General features: G+C 73.4%; 17 protein-coding genes. 6 read left to right on the plus strand and 11 right to left on the minus strand.

Annotated elements, in window-relative coordinates; translation table 11 throughout:
• Positions 1–235 precede the first annotated feature (235 nt).
• Entirely contained in the window at positions 236–2,116 is a 1,881-nt protein-coding gene (locus QSJ97_RS09315; protein ID WP_285671466.1) for an ATP-binding response regulator, read from the plus strand.
• A 28-nt stretch (positions 2,117–2,144) separates the two neighbouring features.
• Here QSJ97_RS09315 and QSJ97_RS09320 read toward each other — a convergent pair whose 3' ends face one another.
• The 6 genes from QSJ97_RS09320 to fmdA all read right to left on the minus strand — a co-directional run bounded on the left by QSJ97_RS09320 (position 2,145) and on the right by fmdA (position 7,313).
• On the minus strand, positions 2,145–3,017 hold the full coding sequence (locus QSJ97_RS09320; RefSeq protein WP_285671467.1) for a DMT family transporter: 873 nt from the start codon (positions 3,015–3,017) through the stop codon (positions 2,145–2,147).
• A gap of 64 nt (positions 3,018–3,081) precedes the next feature.
• On the minus strand, positions 3,082–3,825 hold the full coding sequence (locus QSJ97_RS09325; RefSeq protein WP_285671468.1) for a helix-turn-helix transcriptional regulator: 744 nt from the start codon (positions 3,823–3,825) through the stop codon (positions 3,082–3,084).
• 76 nt (positions 3,826–3,901) lie between these two features.
• Entirely contained in the window at positions 3,902–5,089 is a 1,188-nt protein-coding gene (locus QSJ97_RS09330; RefSeq protein WP_285671469.1) for an MFS transporter, read from the minus strand.
• 20 nt (positions 5,090–5,109) lie between these two features.
• The gene (locus tag QSJ97_RS09335; RefSeq protein ID WP_285671470.1) at positions 5,110–5,409 is read right to left on the minus strand and encodes an FmdB family zinc ribbon protein; all 300 of its coding nucleotides are present in this window, start codon (positions 5,407–5,409) and stop codon (positions 5,110–5,112) included.
• Between the two features lie 85 nt (positions 5,410–5,494).
• Complete coding sequence (locus tag QSJ97_RS09340; RefSeq protein ID WP_285671471.1) at positions 5,495–6,007, minus strand: AmiS/UreI family transporter; 513 nt, start codon at positions 6,005–6,007, stop codon at positions 5,495–5,497.
• 79 nt (positions 6,008–6,086) lie between these two features.
• On the minus strand, positions 6,087–7,313 hold the full coding sequence (gene fmdA / locus QSJ97_RS09345; RefSeq protein ID WP_285671472.1) for a formamidase: 1,227 nt from the start codon (positions 7,311–7,313) through the stop codon (positions 6,087–6,089).
• Between the two features lie 264 nt (positions 7,314–7,577).
• On the opposite strand from fmdA, the gene QSJ97_RS09350 reads away from it, so the two are divergent.
• Positions 7,578–8,339 (plus strand): response regulator, encoded by a 762-nt coding sequence (locus QSJ97_RS09350; protein ID WP_285671473.1) that lies wholly within the window; start codon positions 7,578–7,580, stop codon positions 8,337–8,339.
• Here QSJ97_RS09350 and QSJ97_RS09355 read toward each other — a convergent pair.
• Together QSJ97_RS09355 and QSJ97_RS09360 are read right to left on the minus strand one after the other, a co-directional pair.
• Complete coding sequence (locus QSJ97_RS09355) at positions 8,276–9,451, minus strand: sensor histidine kinase (protein WP_285671474.1); 1,176 nt, start codon at positions 9,449–9,451, stop codon at positions 8,276–8,278. The genes QSJ97_RS09350 and QSJ97_RS09355 overlap by 64 nt on opposite strands.
• Positions 9,448–12,099 carry an ATP-binding protein gene (locus QSJ97_RS09360; RefSeq protein ID WP_285671475.1) on the minus strand — a complete coding sequence of 884 codons (2,652 nt, stop codon included), beginning with the start codon at positions 12,097–12,099 and terminating at the stop codon, positions 9,448–9,450. Before QSJ97_RS09360 ends, QSJ97_RS09355 begins: the two co-directional genes overlap by 4 nt.
• Before the next feature lie 2,429 nt (positions 12,100–14,528).
• Between QSJ97_RS09360 and QSJ97_RS09365 the strand changes: the two genes are divergently transcribed.
• Positions 14,529–15,485, plus strand: coding sequence for a class I SAM-dependent methyltransferase (locus tag QSJ97_RS09365; RefSeq protein ID WP_285671476.1), 957 nt, complete (start codon positions 14,529–14,531; stop codon positions 15,483–15,485).
• A 14-nt stretch (positions 15,486–15,499) separates the two neighbouring features.
• Here the strand turns inward: QSJ97_RS09365 and QSJ97_RS09370 are convergent, their stop codons facing one another.
• Together QSJ97_RS09370 and QSJ97_RS09375 are read right to left on the minus strand one after the other, a co-directional pair.
• Complete coding sequence (locus QSJ97_RS09370; protein WP_285671477.1) at positions 15,500–16,306, minus strand: hypothetical protein; 807 nt, start codon at positions 16,304–16,306, stop codon at positions 15,500–15,502.
• Positions 16,307–16,309: 3 nt separating this feature from the next.
• The gene (locus QSJ97_RS09375; protein ID WP_285671478.1) at positions 16,310–17,506 is read right to left on the minus strand and encodes a hypothetical protein; all 1,197 of its coding nucleotides are present in this window, start codon (positions 17,504–17,506) and stop codon (positions 16,310–16,312) included.
• 544 nt (positions 17,507–18,050) lie between these two features.
• Between QSJ97_RS09375 and QSJ97_RS09380 the strand changes: the two genes are divergently transcribed.
• From QSJ97_RS09380 to rffA, 3 genes are read left to right on the plus strand one after another with little or no spacing between them, the layout of a single operon-like run.
• On the plus strand, positions 18,051–18,710 hold the full coding sequence (locus QSJ97_RS09380; protein ID WP_285671479.1) for an acetyltransferase: 660 nt from the start codon (positions 18,051–18,053) through the stop codon (positions 18,708–18,710).
• Positions 18,707–19,459 (plus strand): phytanoyl-CoA dioxygenase family protein, encoded by a 753-nt coding sequence (locus tag QSJ97_RS09385; RefSeq protein ID WP_285671480.1) that lies wholly within the window; start codon positions 18,707–18,709, stop codon positions 19,457–19,459. Before QSJ97_RS09380 ends, QSJ97_RS09385 begins: the two co-directional genes overlap by 4 nt.
• Positions 19,459–20,652 carry a dTDP-4-amino-4,6-dideoxygalactose transaminase gene (gene rffA, locus QSJ97_RS09390; RefSeq protein WP_285671481.1) on the plus strand — a complete coding sequence of 398 codons (1,194 nt, stop codon included), beginning with the start codon at positions 19,459–19,461 and terminating at the stop codon, positions 20,650–20,652. The genes QSJ97_RS09385 and rffA overlap by 1 nt, the downstream gene beginning before the upstream one ends.
• On the opposite strand, the gene QSJ97_RS09395 is transcribed toward rffA, so the two are convergent.
• Complete coding sequence (locus QSJ97_RS09395) at positions 20,634–21,716, minus strand: glycosyltransferase family 61 protein (RefSeq protein ID WP_285671482.1); 1,083 nt, start codon at positions 21,714–21,716, stop codon at positions 20,634–20,636. The two genes, rffA and QSJ97_RS09395, sit on opposite strands and share 19 nt — an antisense overlap.
• Between the last annotated feature and the right edge of the window lie 79 nt (positions 21,717–21,795).

Raw genomic sequence — 21,795 nt, forward strand, 5'->3', positions numbered from 1 at the left:
GCTTCCCCCCGCTGCGGGGAATTTCGGTATTAACCGTTTGTGTTCGTGTATTTCTTTCTCCGAATTGCGATCCAGAAAAATATAGATCGGGGGGTATCGGAATGACCAGTGAACGCAACCGGAGCACTCCAGTGGACGCCCCGGTATTTGGCGAGGACGCACGGGCCATTGTGCCCTGGCCGGATGCTGCCGGCATCTTGATTTCCATCCGTCCGAATTATTTGGGTGGGGTGACATGATAACGCTGGATATTGCATTGCTGGGGGCGATCGAGCGGCCGTTGTGGCTGATCTCGCCGGATGACGGGTCGGTGCTCTGGGCCAACCCGGCGGCGCTGCGTGCCTGGGAGGTCGCCGCGCTCGAGGATGCGCCGGTGGCCGCGCTCGTCGCCGCCGTGCCGGAGGAATTCGTGGCCGAGGCGCGGGGCGCGGCCGGGGCGGCGGCGCCGCAGGGCCTGCAGAACCGCTGGCCGGTGCGCGCCGAGGACGGCGAGATCGCGCATCTCCCGGCCGAGGCCTGGGCGGTGACGGTGGACGACCGGCCGGCGCTGCTGGTGATGCTGCCGCAGGCGCCGCGGGCGGCGGCGGATGCCGAGCTGCTGGCGCTGGTGCAGCGCTCGCCGGTGCCGGCCTCGGTGTTCTCTGCCGATGGCCGCCTGCTGCGCTGCAACCCGGCGGCGGAGGCGCTTTATGGCGCGCTGGCGCCGGCGCTGGTGGCGCGGTTCGAGGACCCGGCCGATCATGCGCGGCTCGTCGAGGAGCTCGACGGCGCCGGCCGCGCGGTGGTGATCGCGCGGATGCGCCGGGTCGGCGGCACGGCGCGCTGGCAGCGGGTCGATGCGGTGAAGGCGCGCGACGCCGACAGCGGCGCCGAGGTGATCGACGTGGTCGAGGCGGATGTCGACGAGCTCTGCCAGGCGCGCGAGGCCGAGGCGGCGCGGGCCGAGGAGGCGGTGATCAGCCGCGACGCGCGCACCGATTTCCTGTCCACCATGTCGCACGAGATCCGCAATCACCTGACCGGCGTGGTCGGGCTCTCGGGGCTGCTGGTCAGCCGGCTGCCGAGCGGGCCGGAGCGCGAGCTGGCCGAGCAGCTGGTGCGCTCGGGCCGCACGCTGGAGCACATCGCCAGCCAGATGCTCGACCTGTCGCGGATCGAGGCCGGCGGGCTGGCGCTGGAGGCGGTGGAGTTCCGCCCCTTCAACCTGGTCGACGCGGCGCAGGAGACCCATGCCCATACCGCCGCCGCCAGGGGGCTCGACTTCGTCGCGGAGGCCGGCGAGGGCGCCAACATCGCCCGCATCGGCGACGAGCACCGGATCTCCCAGATCATCGACAACCTCGTCGGCAACGCGATCCGCTTCACCGAGGCGGGCGCGGTGACCGTGCGGATCTGGGGGCTGGCCGACCAGCCGCTCAGCATCGAGGTCGCCGATACCGGGATCGGCATCGCGCCGGAGCAGCAGGCGGCGATCTTCGAGCCCTATGCCCAGGCCGGGGCCGACATCGCCCGGCGCTTCGGCGGCAGCGGGCTCGGCCTGCACATCGTGCGGGACCTGGTCGCCTCGATGAACGGGGTGCTGCAGCTCGACAGCGCGCCGGGCGCGGGCTCGACCTTCACCGTGCGCCTGCCGCTGCCGCTGGCGGTGGCGAAACCCGGCGAGCCGCTGCGCGAGGCGCCGCGCCTGCCGCCGGGGCTCAGGGTGCTCACGGTGGAGCCGGCGCGGCTCGACCGTGGGGTGCTGGAGCTGTTCCTCTCGACGCAGCGGGCCAATGTCACCGCGGTGGCCTCGGTGCACTCGGCGCTGGCGAAGCTGGCGGCGGAGCGCTTCGACCTGGTGATCCTCGACGACGACGTGGCCGGCGCCGAGAGCGCCAACGTGCTGGCCTCGCTGCGGTTCGCCGAGGCCGACGGGCGGGCGGCGAGCGTCATCCTGGTCGGCACCCGCGGGCCCGGCGAGGCGCGCCGGCGCGCGGCCCGGCCGGGCTTCGACGGCTATGTCGGCAAGCCGCTGCGGCTCGAGGAGCTGACCACCTGCATCCTGCGCGTGACCGAGGATGCCGCCGACCGGCGGGCGCTCGGCGGCCCCCGGCTGGTGGATCGCGGCAGCCGCTGAACCGGGCGGCGCGGCCACCCCCGGCCGCTCAGCGCCGCGCCGGCACCGCGGTCACGAGGGCCAGCCCGGCGAGGATCAGCACCGCGCCGGCGATGCTCTCGGCGGTCGCCGGCTCGCCGACGAAGAAGGTCGCGAGGCACCAGGCGGTCACCGGCTCGGCCAGCACCAGCGTCACCGCGGTGGAGGCGGCGACCCGCGTCAGCCCCCAGGTGTAGAGCGCATAGGCCAGCCCGGTCGCGCCGATCCCGAGAAAGGCCAGCGCGCCCCAGGCATCGGCCCCGGCGATCCAGCCGAGCGGGAGGATCGCCAGCACCGGCGCGGTGAGCAGCGCCGCGGTGCCGAAGGTCGCCGCCGCGATCGCCGTGGAGGGCGCGCGGTGGCCGATCGCGCTGGTGGCCAGCGAATAGGCGGCATAGCTCGCCCCGGAGGCCAGCGCGAGGCCGATGCCGAGCGCCGAGCCGCCGCCCGCCCCGGTCAGCCCGAGCAGCCCGACCCCGAGGATCGAGACCGCCTGCCCGGCGAGGCGCAGCCCGCCCGGCAGCCGGCGATGGGTCAGGGTCTCCCAGGCCGTGGCCCAGATCGGCGCGCTGCCGATGGTCACCGCCGTGCCGATGCCGATCCCGGCCTCCGAGACCGCGCGGAAGAAGCAGAGATTGTAGGCCGCCACCGCCGCCCCGGCGAACAGGATCGTGCCCCAGGGCAGGCCGGGCAGGGCGCGGCGGCAGGCCGGGTCGGCCAGTGCCAGCGCCAGCAGCGTCGCCGCGCCGAAGGCGAGCCGCAGCGCGCCCACCACCATCGGCTCGCGGGCCGCCGGCAGCAGGCTCTGCGCCGTCCCCGTGGTGCCCCAGAGCAGGGCCGCGGCCAGCACCGCCGCAATCCCCGTCAGCCTCGCCGCGTTCATCGCCGCCTCCGCGCCTTTTCCGGTCGCCGGGAGATAGCGCGCCGGCGCGGCGGCGGGCTTGTCCTCACGTTCCGCGCGCTTGGCCCGGCGTCCCGATCTGCCGGCGCCAGGCGCCGGGGGTGCGGCCGGTCTCGCGCCGCATCGCCCGGGTCAGCGCCGCCTGGTCGGAGAAGCCGCAGCGCAGGGCGATCCCGGCCAGCGGCAGGCGCGGATCGGCGAGATCGGCCAGCGCCGCCTCGAGCCGGATGCGGGTGACGAAGCGCCCCGGGCTCTCGCCCCCGGCGGCGAGCGCGCGGTAGAGCGCCGAGCGGCTCATGCCGGCCTCCCGCGCCAGCCGCGCGACCGGCCAGTCCGCCGCCGGGTCGCGCCGGATCGCCGCCGCCAGCCGGTCGCGCGGGGCGGGGCGCTCCGGCTCCGCGCCGAGCGTGCCGGTCAGCAGCCGGGCCAGCGCCGCGAGATCGCCGGTGCCGAGCCCGGCGGCGCGGCTGCGCAGGTCGGCGAACTCCACGAGGCTGCGCAGCGCCGGTGCCGGGGCGAAGAAGCGCTGCCGGCCGAGCCGCTCGAGCACAGCCGGCGGGAACGCCGCGGCGGGCGCCTCGAGCACCAGCGAGCGGTTCGGCCCGTGCCCGGCCTGGGTGTGCCGCTCGCCCGGCGCGATGAAGGCCGAGAGCGCCGGCGAGAGCCGCGCCCCGTGCCCGGCGATCTCGAGCTCCAGCGCGCCCTCCATCGGCAGCACGAGCTGCACGATCTCGTGGCTGTGGAGCTGGCCGGGGCCGTCATAGGCGCGGATGTCGAGGGCTGGGTCCATCTGTTCCGTGGCGCTGGGGAGGCGCCATTCTCCGGCGTCGCGGGCCGCGATGCAATCGCCGCGCCCGCGGCCGGGCTCAGCGCGCCGCGAGGCGCAGCGCCAGCAGGCAGGCGAGCCCGGCCAGCACCGCGCCCTGGGCGGCCAGGATCGCGAGGTCGTAGCCCCCCGCCGCCCAGAGATGCGCGCCGAGCGTGGGCGCCAGCGCGAAGCCGAGGAGATAGGGCAGCGCCAGCCAGCCCGAGACGGTGCCGAAGCCCTCGTGCCCGAGGGTCTCGGCGGCCAGCGCCGGGCGCAGCACGCTGGTCAGCCCGTAGGCCGCGCCCTGCAGCCCGGCGAAGCCGAAGGCCAGCGCCGCCGCCTCGCCGGGGCCGACCGCGCCGCCGGTGGCCAGCAGCAGCCCGGCCGCGGCGGCCAGCGCCAGGAAGGAGAGCAGCGCCAGCACGTGGTTCGAGGCGCGGCCCTCGACCGGCAGCAGCGCCAGCCGCCCGGCCACCTGCATCGGGCCGATGCAGGCCGCGGCCATCAGCGCCGTGCCCTCGGCGATGCCGCGCTCGGCCAGCATCGGCACGAGGTGGTTGAGCAGGATCCCGTGATCGAGCGCGATGCAGGTGAAGCCGATGCAGATCAGCCAGAAGGCCGGGCACCGCAGCACCCGGCGCATCACCCTCGGCCGCGCGGCCGGTCGGGCGGGCCGGGCCGCGCCGCCCTCGAGCCGGCCGGCGCCGAACCAGTTGAGCGGCGCCGCCACCGCCAGCGCCAGCCCGGCCAGGGTGAGCAGCGCGGCGCGCCAGCCCGCCGCCTCGGCGATGCGCCCGCCGAGCAGGAAGGCCACCGGCGCCGCGAAGCCGGCGACCAGCGTGACGCGCAGGATCGCCGGGCGCGCCGCGCCGCCGAGGCGCAGGGTGACGAAGGCGAAGAGCGCCTCGTAGAGGCAGCCGGCCTGCGCCAGCCCGACCACCACCCAGAGCGCGACAAAGGCTTCCGGCGTCTCCGCGAGGCAGAGCCCGCAGAGCGCCAGCGCCCCGAGCGCCGGGCTGAGGCCGAGCAGGAGCCGCCCGTGGCCGGCATCCAGGATGCGCCCGGCCAGCGGCGCCGCGGCGGCCGAGACCAGCACCGCCGCGGTCAGCCCCAGCGTCAGCTCCGCCTTGTGCCAGCCGAGATCGCGCTCCCAGTGCAGCAGCAGCGCCGCGAAGCTGTAGAACAGCGCGGCCCAGCTCAGCACCTGCGCGAGGGCGAGCGCCAGCAGCCCCGGCGCCCAGCCCACGGGCGCCGGGGCTGCCGCGCTCAGTGGCCGATCGACCACTTCTTGCGGGTCTGGTTGCCTTTCGGCCCCATCTTGCAGAGCGGGCAGCCGCAGCCTGCGAGGTGCTTCTTGTTGACCACCTTCGGCTCGGCCGAGGATTTCTCCGAGCGGTCGAGCGCGGATCTGAGCGAGGCGTTCATCATCGCGAGATGCGGCAGGGCGACCTCGCGGCGGCCCTGTGCGCCGCAGCTCGGACAGGTGCAGGGCTCCTCCGAGCGGGCCAGCGTCGCCCAGCTCTCGAAGGGCCCGCAGGAGGTGCAGAGATAGCCGTAGATGGGCATCGGTGTCTCCGGTTGTTGTCTTGCCTGGTGTGCCGCGCCGGCCAGCCGCCGCGGCACCGTTCTCGTGCCTCGCGGGCAGTGTGCCTCAGAGCACGCCCTCGAGCAGCAGGAATCCGGGGATCCAGCCGGTCCCGATTCCCATCAGCAGCGTTGCCGCACCGGTGGCCTTCAGGATCGGCCGGCCGAGCGCGAGCAGCAGGAAGTACATGAACCACAGCACCGCCCAGGCGCTCCAGTTCACGGCCATCCAGAGATCGAGCGCGCTGCCGATCCCGGCGAAGGACTGCAGCGCCACCGGCACCGCGGTGACCGAGACGAACAGGCTGAACCAGCCGAGCCCGCGCCCGTCGACCGCGACGATGCGGTTGTAGGCCACCCAGAGATAGGTGGTGGTGAAGAGCAGCGTCAGCGCCCCCGCCTTGACGGTGGCGAGATCGGCGCCGGCGCCGAAGATCGAGGCGACGGCGACCGAGAGCGTGACCACCCCCGAGACGATGTTGATGACGACGATCTCGCGATCCTGGATCCGGCCGAGCAGCCAGAGCCCGTTGAGGAACAGGACCGCGCCGACATAGAGCAAGGCGAAGCCGAGCAACATGGCGATATCCCCCTGTGGCGGCCGCGCGCGCGGGCCTCATGCCCCCGCGCGGGCCTCACGATGCGTTGCGGAGCGGGCGTCAGCTCGTGCGGGCGACGTCGACCCCCGAGACCTGCGGCGTCGGGCCGGAGGCGTTGGGATTGATGTCGAAATCGAAGATCGCCGTCGGGATCGCCAGGGTGGCGCAGACATTGGGGATGTCGACGATGCCGGCGATCCGCCCCTCCACCGGCGCGGTGCCGAGGATGCTGTAGGCCTGTTCGCCGGTATAGCCGAACTTCTTCAGGTATTCGATCGCGTTGAGGCAGGCCCGGCGATAGGCGACATGCGCGTCGAGATAGTACTGCTCGCCGGTATGCTCGTCGACCGAGATGCCCTCGAAGATCAGGTAGTCGTCGAAATGCGGGTCGATCGGGCTCGGCTTGAAGATCGGGTTGATGACGTTGTACTTCGCCATGCCGCCCTTGATGATGTCGACGCTGATGTCGATCCAGCCGGCCATCTCGATGGCGCCGCAGAAGGTGATCTCGCCATCGCCCTGCGAGAAGTGGATGTCGCCCATCGAGAGCCCGCCACCCTTCACGTAGACCGGGAAATACACCTGCGAGCCGCGCGACAGGTTCTTGATGTCGCAGTTGCCGCCATGCTCGCGGGGCGGCACGGTGCGCCAGGCCTCCTCGGCCGCCTTGCGCGCGGCATCGCCCGACATCTGGCCCATCAGCGCGGTGTCGGCATAGGGCAGCGCGGCGAGCGGCGGCACCCGGTTGGGATCGGTCGCCACCAGCTCGGCCTCGCGCCGGTTGGCCTCGGCCAGCAGTTTGTGATCGGGCAGGCAGCCGATCAGGCCGGGATGGATGATGCCCGGATAGCGCACCCCCGGGATGTGCCGCGAGGTGGTGTAGATGCCCTGGAAGTCCCAGCACGACTTGGTCGCGTTGGGGTAGTGCTCGGTCAGGAAGCCGCCGCCGTTCTCCTTGGCGAAGAGGCCGTTGAAGCCCCATTCCGAATTGGGCAGCGCGCCGAGATCGAGGATGTTGACCACCAGCAGGTCGCCGGGCTCCGCGCCCTCGAAGCCGAACGGCCCGGAGAGGTAGTGCACCCGCGTGAGATCGACATCGCGGATGTCGTTGGCGCTGTCGTTGTTGCCGATCTGGCCGCCGGTCCAGTCATAGCACTCGACGCGGAACACCTCGCCGGTCTTGAAGGTCTCGACCATCGGGATGTCCGGGTGCCACCGGTTGTGGGTCTTGATGTCCTGGTCCTCGGGCGCCTTGTCGAGATCGATCGAGAATACGGTCTTGGGCATATCTTCCTCCCCCATGCCATGGGTGTCCCACCGCGTCGGCCGGCCGGTGGGCTGTTGTCTCCCGCGCCGCCCCGGGGGGCGGGCTGCGGGGTGCCGGCAGGGGGAGAGGCTAGGCGGGGCGGGTAACGCCAGTGCGCCGCCGGCCGGGAGGAAATGTAACTTTTTGTAAACGGGGCGCCGCGGGGCGCGATTCCGGCCCGCGGCGGGCCTCGGGCGGGGCAGAGCCGGCTCGACCGGCGGGCCTGCCCGTGGCTATGCTCGCGCATGCCCGCCACCGCCCAGCACCGAATCCTGGTCGTGGACGACGACCGCCGGATGTGCGGCGTCCTCGTCCGCATCCTCGCCGACGAGGGCTTTGCCGCCCGCGCCGCCCATGACGGCGCGGCGATGCGCCGGCTGCTGGCCGACGAGAGCTTCGACCTCGTGCTGCTCGACCTCAGGTTCCCCTCCGGCGAGGACGGCATGTCGCTGGCCCGCACCTTCCGGGTGCAGCACGACATGCCACTGGTGATGCTCACCGGCAAGGACAGCACCATCGACAAGGTGGTCTGCTTCGAGCTCGGCGCCGACGACTACGTGACCAAGCCGTTCGAGCCGCGCGAGCTGATCGCCCGGCTGCGCGCGGTGCTGCGCCGCTATGGCCGCAGCGCCGGCGTCGCGGAGGGCGCGGCGGAGGACCGGCTCTGGGCCTTCTCGGGCTGGCGCCTCGACCCGGAGAGCCAGGAGGTGCTGCCGCCCGAGGGCGGGCCGATCCGGCTGACCCACCGCGAATGCCAGGTGCTGCAGGCGCTGCTGGTGCGCAAGGGCCGGATCCTCTCGCGCGAGCAGATCCTCGACATCGTGGCGAGCCGGAACTGGTCGCCCTATGACCGCAGCATCGACGTGCTGATCGGGCGCATCCGGCGCAAGCTGCGCGACGATGCCGGGCGCATGCGCTTCATCCGCACGGTGCGCGGGGTCGGCTACATGTTCGTCGCGCAGCCCGGCGAGGACGGCGGCGAGGAGGGCACCGCCCGCGGCAGGTAGAGCTCGACCCGGGTGCCGGCGCCGGGGGCGCTCTCGATCACCACGCGCCCGCCGGCCTGGCGGATGAAGTTGTCGACCATCGAGAGCCCGAGCCCGCAGCCGCGCTCGCGCGGCTTGGTGCTGTAGAGCGGCTCGAGGGCGCGGGCCAGCACCTCCGGGGTCATGCCGGTGCCGGTGTCGGAGACCGCGATGCGCAGATGCTCGCCCGCGATCAGGCCGAGCCGGCGCCAGGCCGGCTCCCGCGTCACCCGCATGTTGGCGAGGGCAATGCGCAGGCAGCCGCCCTCCGGCATCGCGTCGCGGGCATTGAGCGCGAGGTTGAGGAAGATCGCCTCGAGCTCGCCGCGGGCGACGCTGACCGGGTGCAGCGCCGGCGCGATCTCCAGCACCACCTCGACGCTTTCGCCGAGCGCGCGGCGCAGCACCCGCGCGATCGGCGGCATCTCGGCGGCGAGGTCGACGATCTCGGTATCGCCCCGCCCGGTGCGCCCGAAATGCAGCAGCCGCGAGGTCAGCCGCTGCCCGCCTTCCAGCGAGGCGATGGCATCGGCAATCGCCTCGGCCTCGGCCGAGCCCGGCGGCATCCGCCCCTCGAGCCAGCGCAGGGTGGCGAACTGCACGCCGATCACGTTGTGGAAGTCGTGCGCGATGCCGGAGGTCATCTGCCCGATGGTCTCCATGCGCTGCATGTGGCTGACCCGCTCGGCGATGCGGCGGCGCTCGGCCCCGAGCTCCAGCCGCTCGAAGCAGCGCCCGAGCGTGGCGATCAGATCCTCGGGGTAGAACGGCTTGCAGAGATAGTCGTAGGCGCCGGCCTGCAGCGCCTCCACCGCGGTGTCGATCGAGGCATAGGCGGTGATCATCACGCAGACCATCTCCGGCCGGCGCCGGCGCATCTCGCGCACCAGCTCCACCCCGCTCTGCCGGCCGAGGCGGATGTCGACGAGGGCGACCACGATGCCGTCGGCCTCGATCCGGGCGAGCGCCGCCTCGGGGCTGTGCGCCACCGCCACGCCGTGCCCCTCGAGCTGCAGCAGCGCCGTGAGGCTGCCGGCGAAGTCGATGTCGTCATCGACCACCAGCACCCGCGGCCCCTGCACCGCGGCGCTCATGCCGGCGCCCCGTCGGCGGCCAGCGGCCCGGCGGCCAGCGGCTCGGCAGGCAGGCGCACGGTGACGGTGGTGCCTTCGCCGGGGCGGCTCTCGATGGCGACGCTGCCGCCATGCTGCTCGACGATGCGCCGCACGATGGGCAGGCCGAGGCCGACGCCGAAGGCCTTGGTGCTGAACAGCGGCTCGAAGACCTGCTCGCGGGTCTCCTCGTCCATGCCGGCGCCGTTGTCGGAGACGCGCAGCACCGCCTCTGCCCCCTCGGCGCGGGTCTCGATGGCGATGCGCGGCGAGCGGCGCCCGGCCGCCTCGCAGGCATGCACGGCATTGGTCAGCAGGTTCGCCAGCACCTGGCGCAGGCGCTCGGGATCGGCGGTCACCACGCGCTCCGCGGCGAGGTCGAGCACCGGCTCGGCGCTGATGCCGAGATCGCCGGCGCGCAGATGGCGTCGGATCCAGCCGTCGAGGTCGATCGGCGTCACCATCAGCTCCTTGCGGCGGGAGAATTCCAGCAGGTCGTCGATGATCCGCACGCAGCGCCAGACATTGCGCTGCAGCCGGTCGAGCTCCTCGCGGGTGGCGCCGTCGCTCTCGCCCAGCCGGCGCCCGAGGATGTTGGCCGAGGTCACCACCGTGCCGAGCGGGTTGCGCAGCTCGTGGCTCACCGTGGCGGTGATCTGGCCGATCGCGGCGAGCCGCTCGCTGCCGGCGAGCTCGCGCTGGGTGCGGCCGAGCTCCTCGAGCGAGGTGACGAGGTCGCGCTCGGCCAGCTCCCGGCTCTCCTGCGAGAGCACGATCCACCAGGCGCCGATGGCGAGCAGCGGCAGTATCGCGAGGAACACGTCGAACAGCAGCGTGCCCTGGGTCATCGGCGCGGCGCCGGGATAGGTGACCATGCGATAGGTCAGCAGGAACACCGCCGCCGTCACCACCGAGAGCGTCAGCAGGATCACCAGCACCTTGCGCAGCCGCCGCCAGGTATGCGGCGCGATCTTGCTGCGCATCGAGCGGAAGAACCGCGACTCGCGCTCCGCCGCGTCCGGTGCCGGCGCCTTGCAGACATCGTGGCAATGCGCGTCGAGCGTGCAGCAGAGCGAGCAGAGCGGCCGGTCGTAGAAGGCGCAGGAGACCATGTCCGGCCGCTCGTATTCCACGCCGCAGATCGCGCAGTTCATCCGCCGCCCGCGCGCCTTGCGGAAGGCCACCGGCTGGCGCGCGAGATAGTAGCGCCCGCGCGTCGCCACCCCGATCGCCACCGCCATCACCAGCGCCGAGAGGAAGGCCAGCGGCGCGGCATAGGCCTCCGGATAGTCGCCCGCCAGCCCGGCGAAGCAGAGCACCCCGATCAGCGCCCCCGCCGCCATCGAGCCGCAGCCCACGGGGTTGAAGTCGTGCAGATAGGCGCGCCGGAACTCGATCGCCGGCGGGCTGATCCGCATCGGCTTCAGGATCGCGAGATCGGCGAACAGCGAACCGATCCAGGCCGCCGCGATCACCGAATAGACCGCGAGCACCAGCTCCAGCGTCTGGAAGATCCCGAGCAGCATCAGCAGCAGCGAGATCAGGATGTTGAAGATCAGCCAGACCACCCGGCCCGGATGCTGGTGCGTGGCGCGCGAGAAGAAGTTGGACCAGGCCAGCGAGCCGGCATAGGCGTTGGTCACGTTGATCTTGACCTGCGAGACCAGCACGAAGACCGCCGCCGCCGCCATCACGATGCGCGGGTCGTCGAAGACATGGCCATAGGCCTCGATGAACATCCGCACCGGCTCGAGCGCGGTCTCCCGCTCGAGCCCGGCCGAGACCGCGAGCACCGCCAGCAGGCTGCCGAACAGGATCTTGAAGCCGCCGATCACGATCCAGCCCGGCCCGGCGGAGATCACCGTCGACCACCAGGCGCGGCGGTTGCCGGCGGTGCGCTCGGGCAGGAAGCGCAGATAGTCCACCTGCTCGCCGATCTGGATCGAGAGCGCGAAGAGGATCGTCACCGCCGAGCCGAAGGCGATCAGGTCGAAGCCGTCGCCGCCGGGCTCGCTGCCGGCATGCGCCGCCCATTCCGCGAAGGACTCCGGCGAGCCGATGGCGATGGCGAAGAACGGCGTCAGCATCATCACGATCCAGACCGGCTGGGTGACGAGCTGCAGCCGGCTGATCATCGTCATGCCGACGAAGGTCACCGGGATCACCACCAGCGAGGAGATCAGGTAGCCCAGCACCAGCGGGATGTCGGCATAGATCTTCAGCGCCTGCGCCATGATCGCGCCCTCGAGCGCGAAGAAGATGAAGGTGAAGGAGGCATAGATCAGCGAGGTGATCGTCGAGCCGATATAGCCGAAGCCGGCGCCGCGGGTGAGCAGGTCCATGTCGATGTTGTGCCGGCTCGAATAGAAGGCGATCGGGTAGGCGGTGACGAAGATGAAGAGGCAGGTGACGATGATCGCCGGGAAGGCGTTGGCGAAGCCGTAGCTCAGCGTGATGGCGCCGCCGATCGCCTCGAGCGCCAGGAAGGAGATGCCGCCGAGCGCGGTGTTGGCGATGACGAAGGGCGACCAGCGGCGGAAGGATTTCGCGGCATAGCGCAGCGAATAGTCCTCCAGCGTCTCGTTCGCGACCCAGGATTGGTAGGAGCGCAGTCTCGGACGGCGGGTCATGGCGGCGGTCCCTGGCGGGGCTCTCCGCGGTGGCGCGCGGGCGGCGGAAACATGTGCCGCGGCGGAAGGCGCCGCCACGGTGCGGAAGCGTGGGCGCGAGGGTTGCAGATTGCGCGGAAGCCTGCAACCGATGCCGCCGCGCCGGCCCGCCCTTGGGGCTCGCCGCCCGCCCCGGCGCCGCGGGTGGGAGATCGGGCAGAGCCCACGCCCCGAGCCGCCGGTCAGGGCGGCGGCCGCCGGGGCCCCGCGGCGGCGAAACGCCTGAGGTCGTCCCGCGCCGCCCGCTGATCGCCCGGGCGCAGCACCGGAAGGCCGGCAGTCTCCTGCCGCCGGCCAGGGCGGCGGCCTCCGGGGCCCCGCGGCGACGACCCCCCTGATGTCACCCCGCGCCGCCCGACGATCGCCCGGGCGCAGCACCGGAAGGCCGGCAGTCTCGCGCCGCCGGTCAGGGCGGTGGCCTCCGGGGCCCCGCGGCGGCGACCCGCCTGATGTCACCCCGCGCCACCCGCCGATCGCCCGGGCGCAGCGCCGGATGGCCCGCCGTCTCGTGCCGCCTGTCAGGGCGGCGGCCTCCGGGGCCCACCGCGGCGACGACCCGCCTGAGGTCGTCCCGCGCCGCCCGCCGATCGCCCGTGCGCAGTGCCGGAAGGCCGGCAGGCTCGCCCGGGCGCGGTCGTCGCAGGCCCTCTCAGGCCGATCGGGACCGGCGCCCCGCCGCGCCAGAGCCGGGCAACGGGCGGAGCGCCGGCCCCTGCCGGGCACCCGTCCCCGCCGCACCGGCCCGCGGCAAACGACGCAGCTCCTAGGGGGAAGATGGCAGATGGTCCCCCCGCACGATGGACTGCGCCCCTGGGGCCGGACAGGTTCAGGCAGCGGTTTTGACCAGGGCCGGGCGGTTGATCTCCTCGTAACGCGCGGGGCTCAGATAACCGAGCGCGGAGTGCAGGCGAGGATTGCTGCGGGGGTGCCCGCACTGACACTCGGCATCGGCAGTGCCCGTTTCCGGCTTTCACCGCCTCCGGGGCAGAACAGGACGGGGGCGTCGAAACCATGCGCCCACCGGTCAGGATTGCCGCGGGATGTCTACTCAAGCGCGTGGGGCTCTTGCTCGGCGCACCCGCCGCGGTCTGTGAGCCGCGTGTCGGCGGCTGCCGGGGCGAGGCTCGGCAGCCCGGAGACGAACGGCATGGCGGGCGTGCCGCCGCCGCCGGCCACATCGCCGCCACCGCGCTGCGCGCGATCCTGCGGCGGTGCCTCGGGCTGCCGAGCGCCTCCGGCTTGCGGGTGTGCTGCTGCCTGACGAGCCGTGCCGCCGTGACGGGCATGGCGTTCCGGCCGCGCCCCCGGGGGTCGGCTCGCGGATCATGGCGCGGACGAGTGCCGCGTTTCCCGTCAGGTTTCCCGCATCCTCCGGGGCGCGGTGCTGCGCCTCGATCCGCCCCCGCCGAAGAACCGCGAGGCGCTGACCGGCGGCCTCGGTTCGGCGGGTCGAGCGTGGCGATCGGCGTCCCGTCGGCAGTATCTCGGTGGCACGCAGTGTCGGCGCGCTGCTGCAGGCCCCCGATGGTCCTGCGCGAAGCGGTGGCCCGGCCCGATAGTCCGGTGAGGGCCGACAGGTCCTCCGCCGCCTGCAACGGCAACAGCGGTCTCCGGGATGGCGGGGCCCATGCCGGTCCCGATGGGCTCCGTATCGGCGAATGCGCGCGGCAGGCGGGGGGCGGTGCCGGTCCGGCGATGACCGCCGGGTGCCGCGGTGCCGCTGCCGTCGAGATGTTCCCGGTTCGGCGGCCTTGCATCCCTGCATCCGGGTAATATCGATCGCGCCCGTGCTGGAGTCGATGCCGGCGAGGGTGGGCTCCGTCTCGGCGTACCCGCGCCGCTGCCGTCGAGATGATGCCGGTTTGGCAGACTTGCATCCTTGCATCCGGGGGCGTGTCGATACCGCCCCTGCCGCGGTCGCTGCCGGCGAGGATTGCCGCGTAGATCGGAGGCACGCCCCAGGGCTCTCGGACGCCCAGGCGGTCAGTCGCCTTGCCGGGCGGCGGGGGCGGGACCGCCGGGGGGCGGTGTCCCGCGCAAGGGGGATACGCTCGGCATGGCCGACTTCGATCCGTGCCGGTACGGGCGGAGGATCGACGCTGCCGGCAACCGGCGCATCGCAAGGGGGCCTGTCGCGGTGGCCCGGCGTGCGCGTACACCGGCCCATGGCGGGACCCCGCGCATGGCAGGGGCGCCGGGCGGCTTGATCGCCGCCATCGGCGCCCGCATACTGGCTGATCGGCCGGCCGGTGCAGGATGCCGGGCCGGCGACGGCGCGGCGACCCGGCCCGGGCGGCGGACCCGGCCCTCGCCGCAAGCCGCCGCGCCGCCTCGGCGCAGGCCGCGACCTGGCGCGGCCTGCGCGGGAGCGGGTATCGCGAAGCGACCAGATGGGCAGCGCCCTTGCATATTTCCTGCCCTTCACGGGCTATCCCTATCGTGGCGACACGGTGGACTGCCCGGTTTGCGGCTCGGCCCGGCATGCGCCGATCGCGCGCCACGACCGCAAGGCGAAGCGCCTGACCACCGAGCTCTGCCATGACTGCGGGATGTTCTTCACCAATCCGATGCCCAGCGAGGCTGAGCTGGCGGCCTATTATGCCAGCGTCTACCGGCTGGAATACCAGCTCGCGCGGCTGCGGCCGCGGCGCGCGCACAGCGCGAGGAAGGCCGGGGAGGCGGCCCGGCGACGTGCGGCGCTCGGCCGGGTGATGGATCTGGACCGGCCGCGGCGGATCCTCGAATTCGGCTGCGGCTCGGGCGAGCTGGCGGTGCATCTCGCCGAAGGCGGCCATGCGGTCACCGGCTTCGACCCGCATGGCGGCTACACGCGGCATGCACGGGAGAGGGCCGCGGCCCATGCCAGCTGCACGATCCGCACCGGGCGCTGGCAGGAGATGACCTTCGCGCCGGCGAGCTTCGAGGCGATCACCTGCCTGCACGTGCTCGAGCACCTGGCGACGCCGGTGCCGGCGCTGGCGCGGATGCGCGACTGGCTGGCGCCCGGGGGCATCCTCTATCTCGAGGTGCCGGACATGCAGGCCTACGAGCCCAAGGGGCCGACGCGGTTCCATTTCGCCCATGTGCTCGGCTTCTGCAGCGACACGCTGGGCCTGGCCGCGCGGCGCGCGGGCTTCGGCCTCGTCAGCGCCGCCGCGCCGACATCGCTGTTCCTCGCCGATGCGGCGGACCGGCGGGCGGCGCCCTTCGCGCTCGACCCGCGCAGGCTGGCGGCCACCGCGGCGCGCAACGCGGCCGACTATGGCACCCGCCCGCCGCTGGCGCGCCGGCTGGCCTATCACCTGCGCCGCATCCGGCGGCTGCTGGCGCGGGAGTTCGGCGGCTGAGCCCGGCGGTCCGCTCAGCTCTGCGCCGCGAGCCGCGCCGCCACGCCGACCGCGATGCGCGCCGCGAGGGCGCCGGCCGAGCTGCGCTCGAGGATCACCGGCCCCTCCGGCCCGGCCGGCGGGAACACGATCCAGGTGCGGTCCTCGGCGTCGGTCATCACGCTGAACGGCTCGGCATCCCCGACCTCGTTGGCGGCGCAGTAAAGCACGCTCAGCACCCCGGCCGCCGCCGGCCGGGCCAGGGCAAGCGCGGCGGACCGCGCATCCGCCTCGGCGGCGCCCAGCCTGACCAGGGCGGCGACCACCTTGTCGGCCGCGCCGGCACCGGCGAGCTGCTTCAGCCGGCCCAGCACCTTCATGTTGGCCTCGATGCGGCTCTCGTGCCCGGCCGGGGCGAGCGCCGCGCCGACGAAGCTCGCGCCGGCGCCGGCGGCAGCGGTCAGATCGGCATAGCGGGTCAGCTCGAACATGCCGTCCGGGCGCCGCAGCAGCCCGGCGAAGGTGTCGCCGGCGGCATGCACGGTCAGCGTCCGCATGCCGTCGCCTTCCTTGCGCTGGGCCAGCAGCACCAGGCCGGGATCGGCGAGCGCCAGGATCGCCGATGCCATCTCCTCGGTGAAGTTCAGGCCGGCCTCGGGCGTGCCGGTGAGCCGGCCCGCGGCGCGCAGCCGCGCCTCGCCGTCGAGGAGCCAGTCGGCCGGATCGCCGTCGGCGCCCGGCTCCGGCAGGAACGGCGCGCTGCCCCAGCCGATGACCGCCTCGGTCCTCGAATAGGAGAAGGCATAGGCGAGTTCCGAGGGATGCAGGTCGATCGAGGCCACGTCTCAGCTCCAGATGAAGTCCCAGGCGGCGTCGAGCTTGTCCTTCGCCTTCCGGTTCGGCTTGCCGCCGAGCGCCCTGGTCGCGGTCTCGAAGGTCTGCACCGCGGTCCGCCTGACCTTGTCGCGCGCATCGAGGATCGCATCGCCGACGCCGACCATGACCTGCCCGGCCTTCTCCGCCAAGCCCTTCGCGGTGCCGGCGGCGCGGGCCGCGGCCTGCTGCGCCTCGGCGAGCCTGCGCTCGATCTCCGCCGTCACCGCGTCGCGCGCCGATTTCAGCGCCTTCTCCATCTCGACGAGCGCGGCATCGACGCGGTGGCGGACATAGTCGTCGCCCGCCTCCTTCGCCCAGAAGGCGATGCCGCTGACCTGGCCCGAGAGCGGGCTGTCGGTGCCGAGGATCTCGATCCGGCTGTCGCGGTAGTTGTAGCCCGGCCCGGCATCGTGGAACGAGAGCAGGTAGCCGGCGGCGTCATGCACCGTGCCGTGCAGCCCGACCGGGTTGTCCGGCGCCAGGTGCCCGGCCTTGACGACCCCCGGGATCAGCCAGTTGCCCGGCCCGACGAGCCCCCCGGTGGGGCTCAGCAGCGCCGCGAAGACCTCGTGGATCCCGAAGGCGTCGCCGACCACCTTGCCGAACATCAGCTGCGGGCGCGAGGCCATGAACCTGGGATGCATCTCCTCGTTGAGCCCGGGCACCGTGTCGTTCTTCGCCGTGCCGATCGCCGCCTGCTGCCGGCGCACCACGAGGAAGCGGCCGTAGTCGAGGTCGAGCTGCTCGGCGGTGGGCGGGATGCCGACGATCCCGGCCAGGTCCTGCATCACCGCGGTGCGGCGCGGCCCGGAGAGGCCCTTCTCGACCTCGCGCATCAGCGCCTTCAGCGCCGGGTCGCCCTCGCCGCGGATCGGCGTGTCCTTGAGCCGGAGCATGTAGGACTGGCCGAACAGCGCCTTGGTGTCGCCCATGGTCAGGTTGGTCGCGGCGAGCTCCTCCGCCGACAGCGCGGCGAGGCGCGCGTTCTCGCTGGCGGTGACCGGCGCGCCGGTGTTCCCGTGCGGCGCGTTGGTCGGCGGGTTGGTCGGCGGGCCGAGCCCGAGCTCGGCCAGCACGCTCGCCGTCCAGTCCGGCTGGTTGCCGGTGGGAGGGGCCGGTTTCGCGGGATCGGTATCGGGCACGGCAGGCGCCTTCGCCAGTTGCACTGCGGCACATCTCCGGGAGCGAAGCCTCGCTCTCCCCGCCTTCGATCCACCGCCGATCTAGAGGGTCAGGCTAGCAGACCGGGCCGGCACGACAAGGGCTCCGCGCGGCTACCCATGGCAGGCCGCAACCGCAAGGGCTCAGCGCGGGCGGTGCCTGCCGGGGGCCGGGAGACCGGCGCAAGGTTCGGGCCGGTGCGCTCGCCTCCGCCCCTGTCTCGGGCAGGCGGGCGGGGCACAAGCTGCCGCGGCGTGCGCGCGGGACCGGAGCGAACTGGCGACCTGCGAGCGCTGCCGCGGCGCGCTGGGGGGTCCGGCGAGGGCGGCCCGTGCGGCCGCGCCGGGCAAGGCTGGGCTGGGCCGGGCAACCCGGCAGGGCAAATCGGCATCCGGCGTGCCGCCCGGCGGCCCTGTGCTGCGCCGGCGTTCTTGTCATCGCGCCTGCCCTGCGGCAGGCTTGTCGCGTAAGGTATCCGCCCGGCGGGAGGTCGACAGAGGTGCGTCGATCAGGCCGGGCACGGGGTAGGCGATGTCCGGAGCGGCGAGGGTGGATCTGGCAATCTTCGGCGGCCGCGGGGGCGGCGAGGTCATGGCCGAGACCGCGCGTGCCCTCGGCGCCCAGGGGCCGGCCGTGATCGGGTTCCTCAACGACGAGGTGCCGCGCGGCGCGCGCATCGGGGTCTATCCGGTGCTCGGCAGCTTCGCCGACTGGCCGGCGCTCCCCGCGGCGGTGCAGTTCATCGCGCCGCTGCACAAGGTCAGGCAGATGCCGCGGCGCGCCGCCCGCATCGAGGGGCTCGGCATTCCCGATCCGCGCTGGGCACGGCTCGTCGATGGCCGCTCCGCCGTCGCGGCCGGCGTCACGCTCGGGGTCGGCAGCCTTGTCGGCCCGCATGCGGAGATCCAGGCCGGGACGCATCTCGGCCGCCACGTGGCGGTGCGCGGCAGCGGCTATGTCGGCCACGACGTCGCGATCGGCGACTTCGCCTTCATCGGCGCGCGCGCGGTGGTCTGCGGCTATTGCCGGATCGGCGAGGGCGCGCATCTGGCGCCGGGGGCGCTGATCCGCGAGGGGGTGCGCATCGGCCGCTTCGCCGTCGTCGGCCTCGGCGCCGTGGTGCTGCGGGATGTCGAGGATTACGCGGTGGTCGCCGGCAACCCCGCGCGCCGCATCGGCGATGTTCCGGCAGCGGAGGCGGACAGATGATCGACATGGAGGCCCTGCGGCGGGACGGCTATGTGCGCCTCGAAGGCGTGATCGGCCCGGCGATGCTCGCGGAGTTCGAGCGGGTGATGGCCGATCTCGGCGAGGCCGGCCTCGCGCGCAAGGGCCGCACGCGCCGCGCCGCGGATGCGATGACGGATCTCTTGAAGACCGGCGGCGAGTATCGCGTGCGGCTGTTCGCCAATCTCAAGCATCTCAGGATCGTGCAGGAGATGAGCCAGGCCGCGACCCGCCGGCTGGCTGCGGAGGGGTTCTTCGATGCGGCCCGGCTGACCGCCCCGCTGGCCTATCCGACGCTGCGCGCGGATGTGCCCGGGGAGGGCCGCTATCTCCTGCCGATGCACCAGGACTATGCCACCCAGTGCCGGGTTGCCTGGCGGCTCTGGTGCCCGCTCCGCCCGGCCGGCCGCAGCGGCGGGACGATGGCGATCCGCCCCGGCAGCCACCGCCTCGGCCTTGTCGAGCACGATGCCAGCGACCCGGCCCGGCCGGCGGTGCCGGAGGCGGTCTGCCGCGACTTCCCGCCGCTCGAGCTGGAGATGCCCGCGGGCGATGCGGTGCTCTTCGATCCGCTGCTCGTCCATGCCTCGATCCCCGCCGCCGGGGACCGGATGAAATACGTGCTCCTCGTGCAGGTCCAGGACCTCGCGACGATCGTCGACCCGGACGATCCGGAGGACCCGCTGGCGGCGCGCCTCGAGATGGCGCAGCGCCGCGACCGGCACCGCTGATGGGCGCGGGGGGAGCGCAGGCCGGGGGCGGGCCGGCGCCGCCGCCGGCCGGAGACCGGGTTCCCTTCAGCCGGGCGGCGGTCGTCGGCACCGAGGCGGCGCATCTCGCCAGCGCCATGAGCACCGCGCGGCTCGGCGGCGACGGCGCCTTCGGCCGGCGCTGCGAGGCCTGGTTCCGGGCCGAGCTCGGGGTGGCGTCGGCGCTGCTCACCTCGTCCTGCACCCATGCGCTCGAGATGGCGGCACTGATCGCCGGGATCGGGCCCGGCGACGAGGTCATCATGGCGAGCTACGGCTTCGTCTCGACCGCCAATGCCTTCGCCCTGCGCGGCGCGACCATCGTCTTCGTCGATATCCGCCCCGACACGATGAACATCGACGAGACGCTGGTCGAGGCCGCGATCACCGCCCGTACCCGGGCGATCGTCGCGATGCATTACGGCGGCGTGGCCTGCGAGATGGACAGCCTCTGCCGCATCGCCGCGGAGCACGGCCTCTGGCTCATCGAGGACGCCGCCCACTGCACCCGCACGCGCTGGAAGGGCCGCCGCCTCGGCTCGTTCGGCCAGATCGCGACCATGAGCTTCCACGAGACCAAGAACCTGACCAGCGGCGGCGAGGGCGGCCTCATCTGCCTCAACGATCCGGCGCTCGAGGCGCGCGCCGAGATGGTGCGCGAGAAGGGGACCGACCGGCGCGCCTTCTTCCGCGGCCAGGTGGACGCCTATTCCTGGCGCTGCCTCGGCAGCAGCTACCTGATGAGCGAGCTCGGCGCCGCCTATCTCTGGGCGCAGGTCGAGGCGGTCGAGCGCATCCTGCAGCGGCGCGGCCGGATCTTCGCGCGCTACCGCGCCGCCTTCGCCGAGGCCGCGGCGGACGGGCGGATCGAGACCCAGGCCATCCCGCCGGGCGCCGAGAGCGAGGGCCACATCTTCTACATCAAGCTGCGCGATGCGGCCGACCGGGCGGCCTTCATCGACCACATGGCGCGTGCCGGGGTGATCGCGGTGTTCCACTACGTGCCGCTGCACGGCGCCGAGGCGGGCCGGCGCCACGGCCGCTTCCACGGCGCGGACCGCTTCACCACGCGCGAGAGCGAGCGACTGGTGCGGCTGCCGCTGTTCTACGGGCTCGGCGATGCGCAGCAGGACCGCGTGATCGCCGCGGCGCGCGCCTATCTGGCGGCGGGCTGAGGCGGCTCGCCATCGCCGCCCGGCGTGTCGCCGCGCCCGATCGTGTCGAGCAGGTGCTCGAGCTTGGCGAGCAGCGTCGGCAGGTCCTGGTTGGCGCGCAGGATCGCATGGGTCCCGACCCCGGCGGCACGCCCGAGCGCCATCAGCCCAGCGCCCCAGTAGCCGTCGGAGACCAGCTCGATCACCGCCCGCGTGCGCCACTGGACGAGGTTGACCATCGCCGAGCCGTGGTCCGCGACCACGGTTTCCGCCTCCGCGGCGAGCGCGGTGTAGTCCTCGAAGCGCAGCTTCCCGGTCCGCACGACGCGGCCGCCGCGCGCCGCCACGAGCGCGCCGATCTCGGCATGGGGCATGGCGCGCGAGCGGGACCAGACCTCGCTCCTGACATCCTCGCGCGAGAGGTAGAGGAGGCTGCCCGGCCGCGGTTCCGGCGGCGCGAGGCGCCAGCGGCGGCGGAGCAGGCCGACCTCCTCGGCGGTCCAGCGCTGCGTCATGTGCTGCTTGTGCAGCACCAGCGCCTCGCCGATCAGCAGCGGCCGGGTCACGGCGCGGTACGCGATGCCGAGCCGTTCGAGATCGGCCCGCACATAGCCCTTCGCCGCGAGCGCCCGCGGCAGCAGCAGCGGCCCGTGCAGCGCCCCCGCCGCCACCAGGCGGCGGACCACCTCGAACACCCAGTCGCCATAGGAGACCGTGTGATCGGTCTGGACGACGGTGGCCGCCGCGATCCGCTCGAGCGGCCGCAGATAGGGGATCTCGATGAAGGGCGGCCCGATCGGCGAGAACGACGCGGCTTCCTCGATCGCGCCGCGATGCCAGGCCAGCCCGAGCGGGGTGTAGCGGAGATCGCGCAGCCGCGAGACCGCCGGGCGCGGGGCGGCGAAGTCGAGGATCTCGGCCGGGCTCGAGACCGGCCTGTTGTCGCGCCCGTGGAAGGCGTCGCCGAGATAGGGCAGCCGCTCGGCAACCCGCCGCTCGCAGAGCGCGGCGGGGATCGGGCGCCACAGGCCGAGGCCGACGAGCCCGCGCTTGCCGAGGACCTTGACGCGGTGGTGGAACATCATCGCCGGCCCCCGATCCCATTGGCGCGAGCAAGCATGTCGCCGCGCTCCGGCTGCCGTCAAGCGTCGATCCGGCCCGTGC

Origin of the sequence: Paralimibaculum aggregatum (genome assembly GCF_030270585.1) — a bacterium.
Lineage (GTDB): Bacteria > Pseudomonadota > Alphaproteobacteria > Rhodobacterales > Rhodobacteraceae > Thermohalobaculum > Thermohalobaculum aggregatum.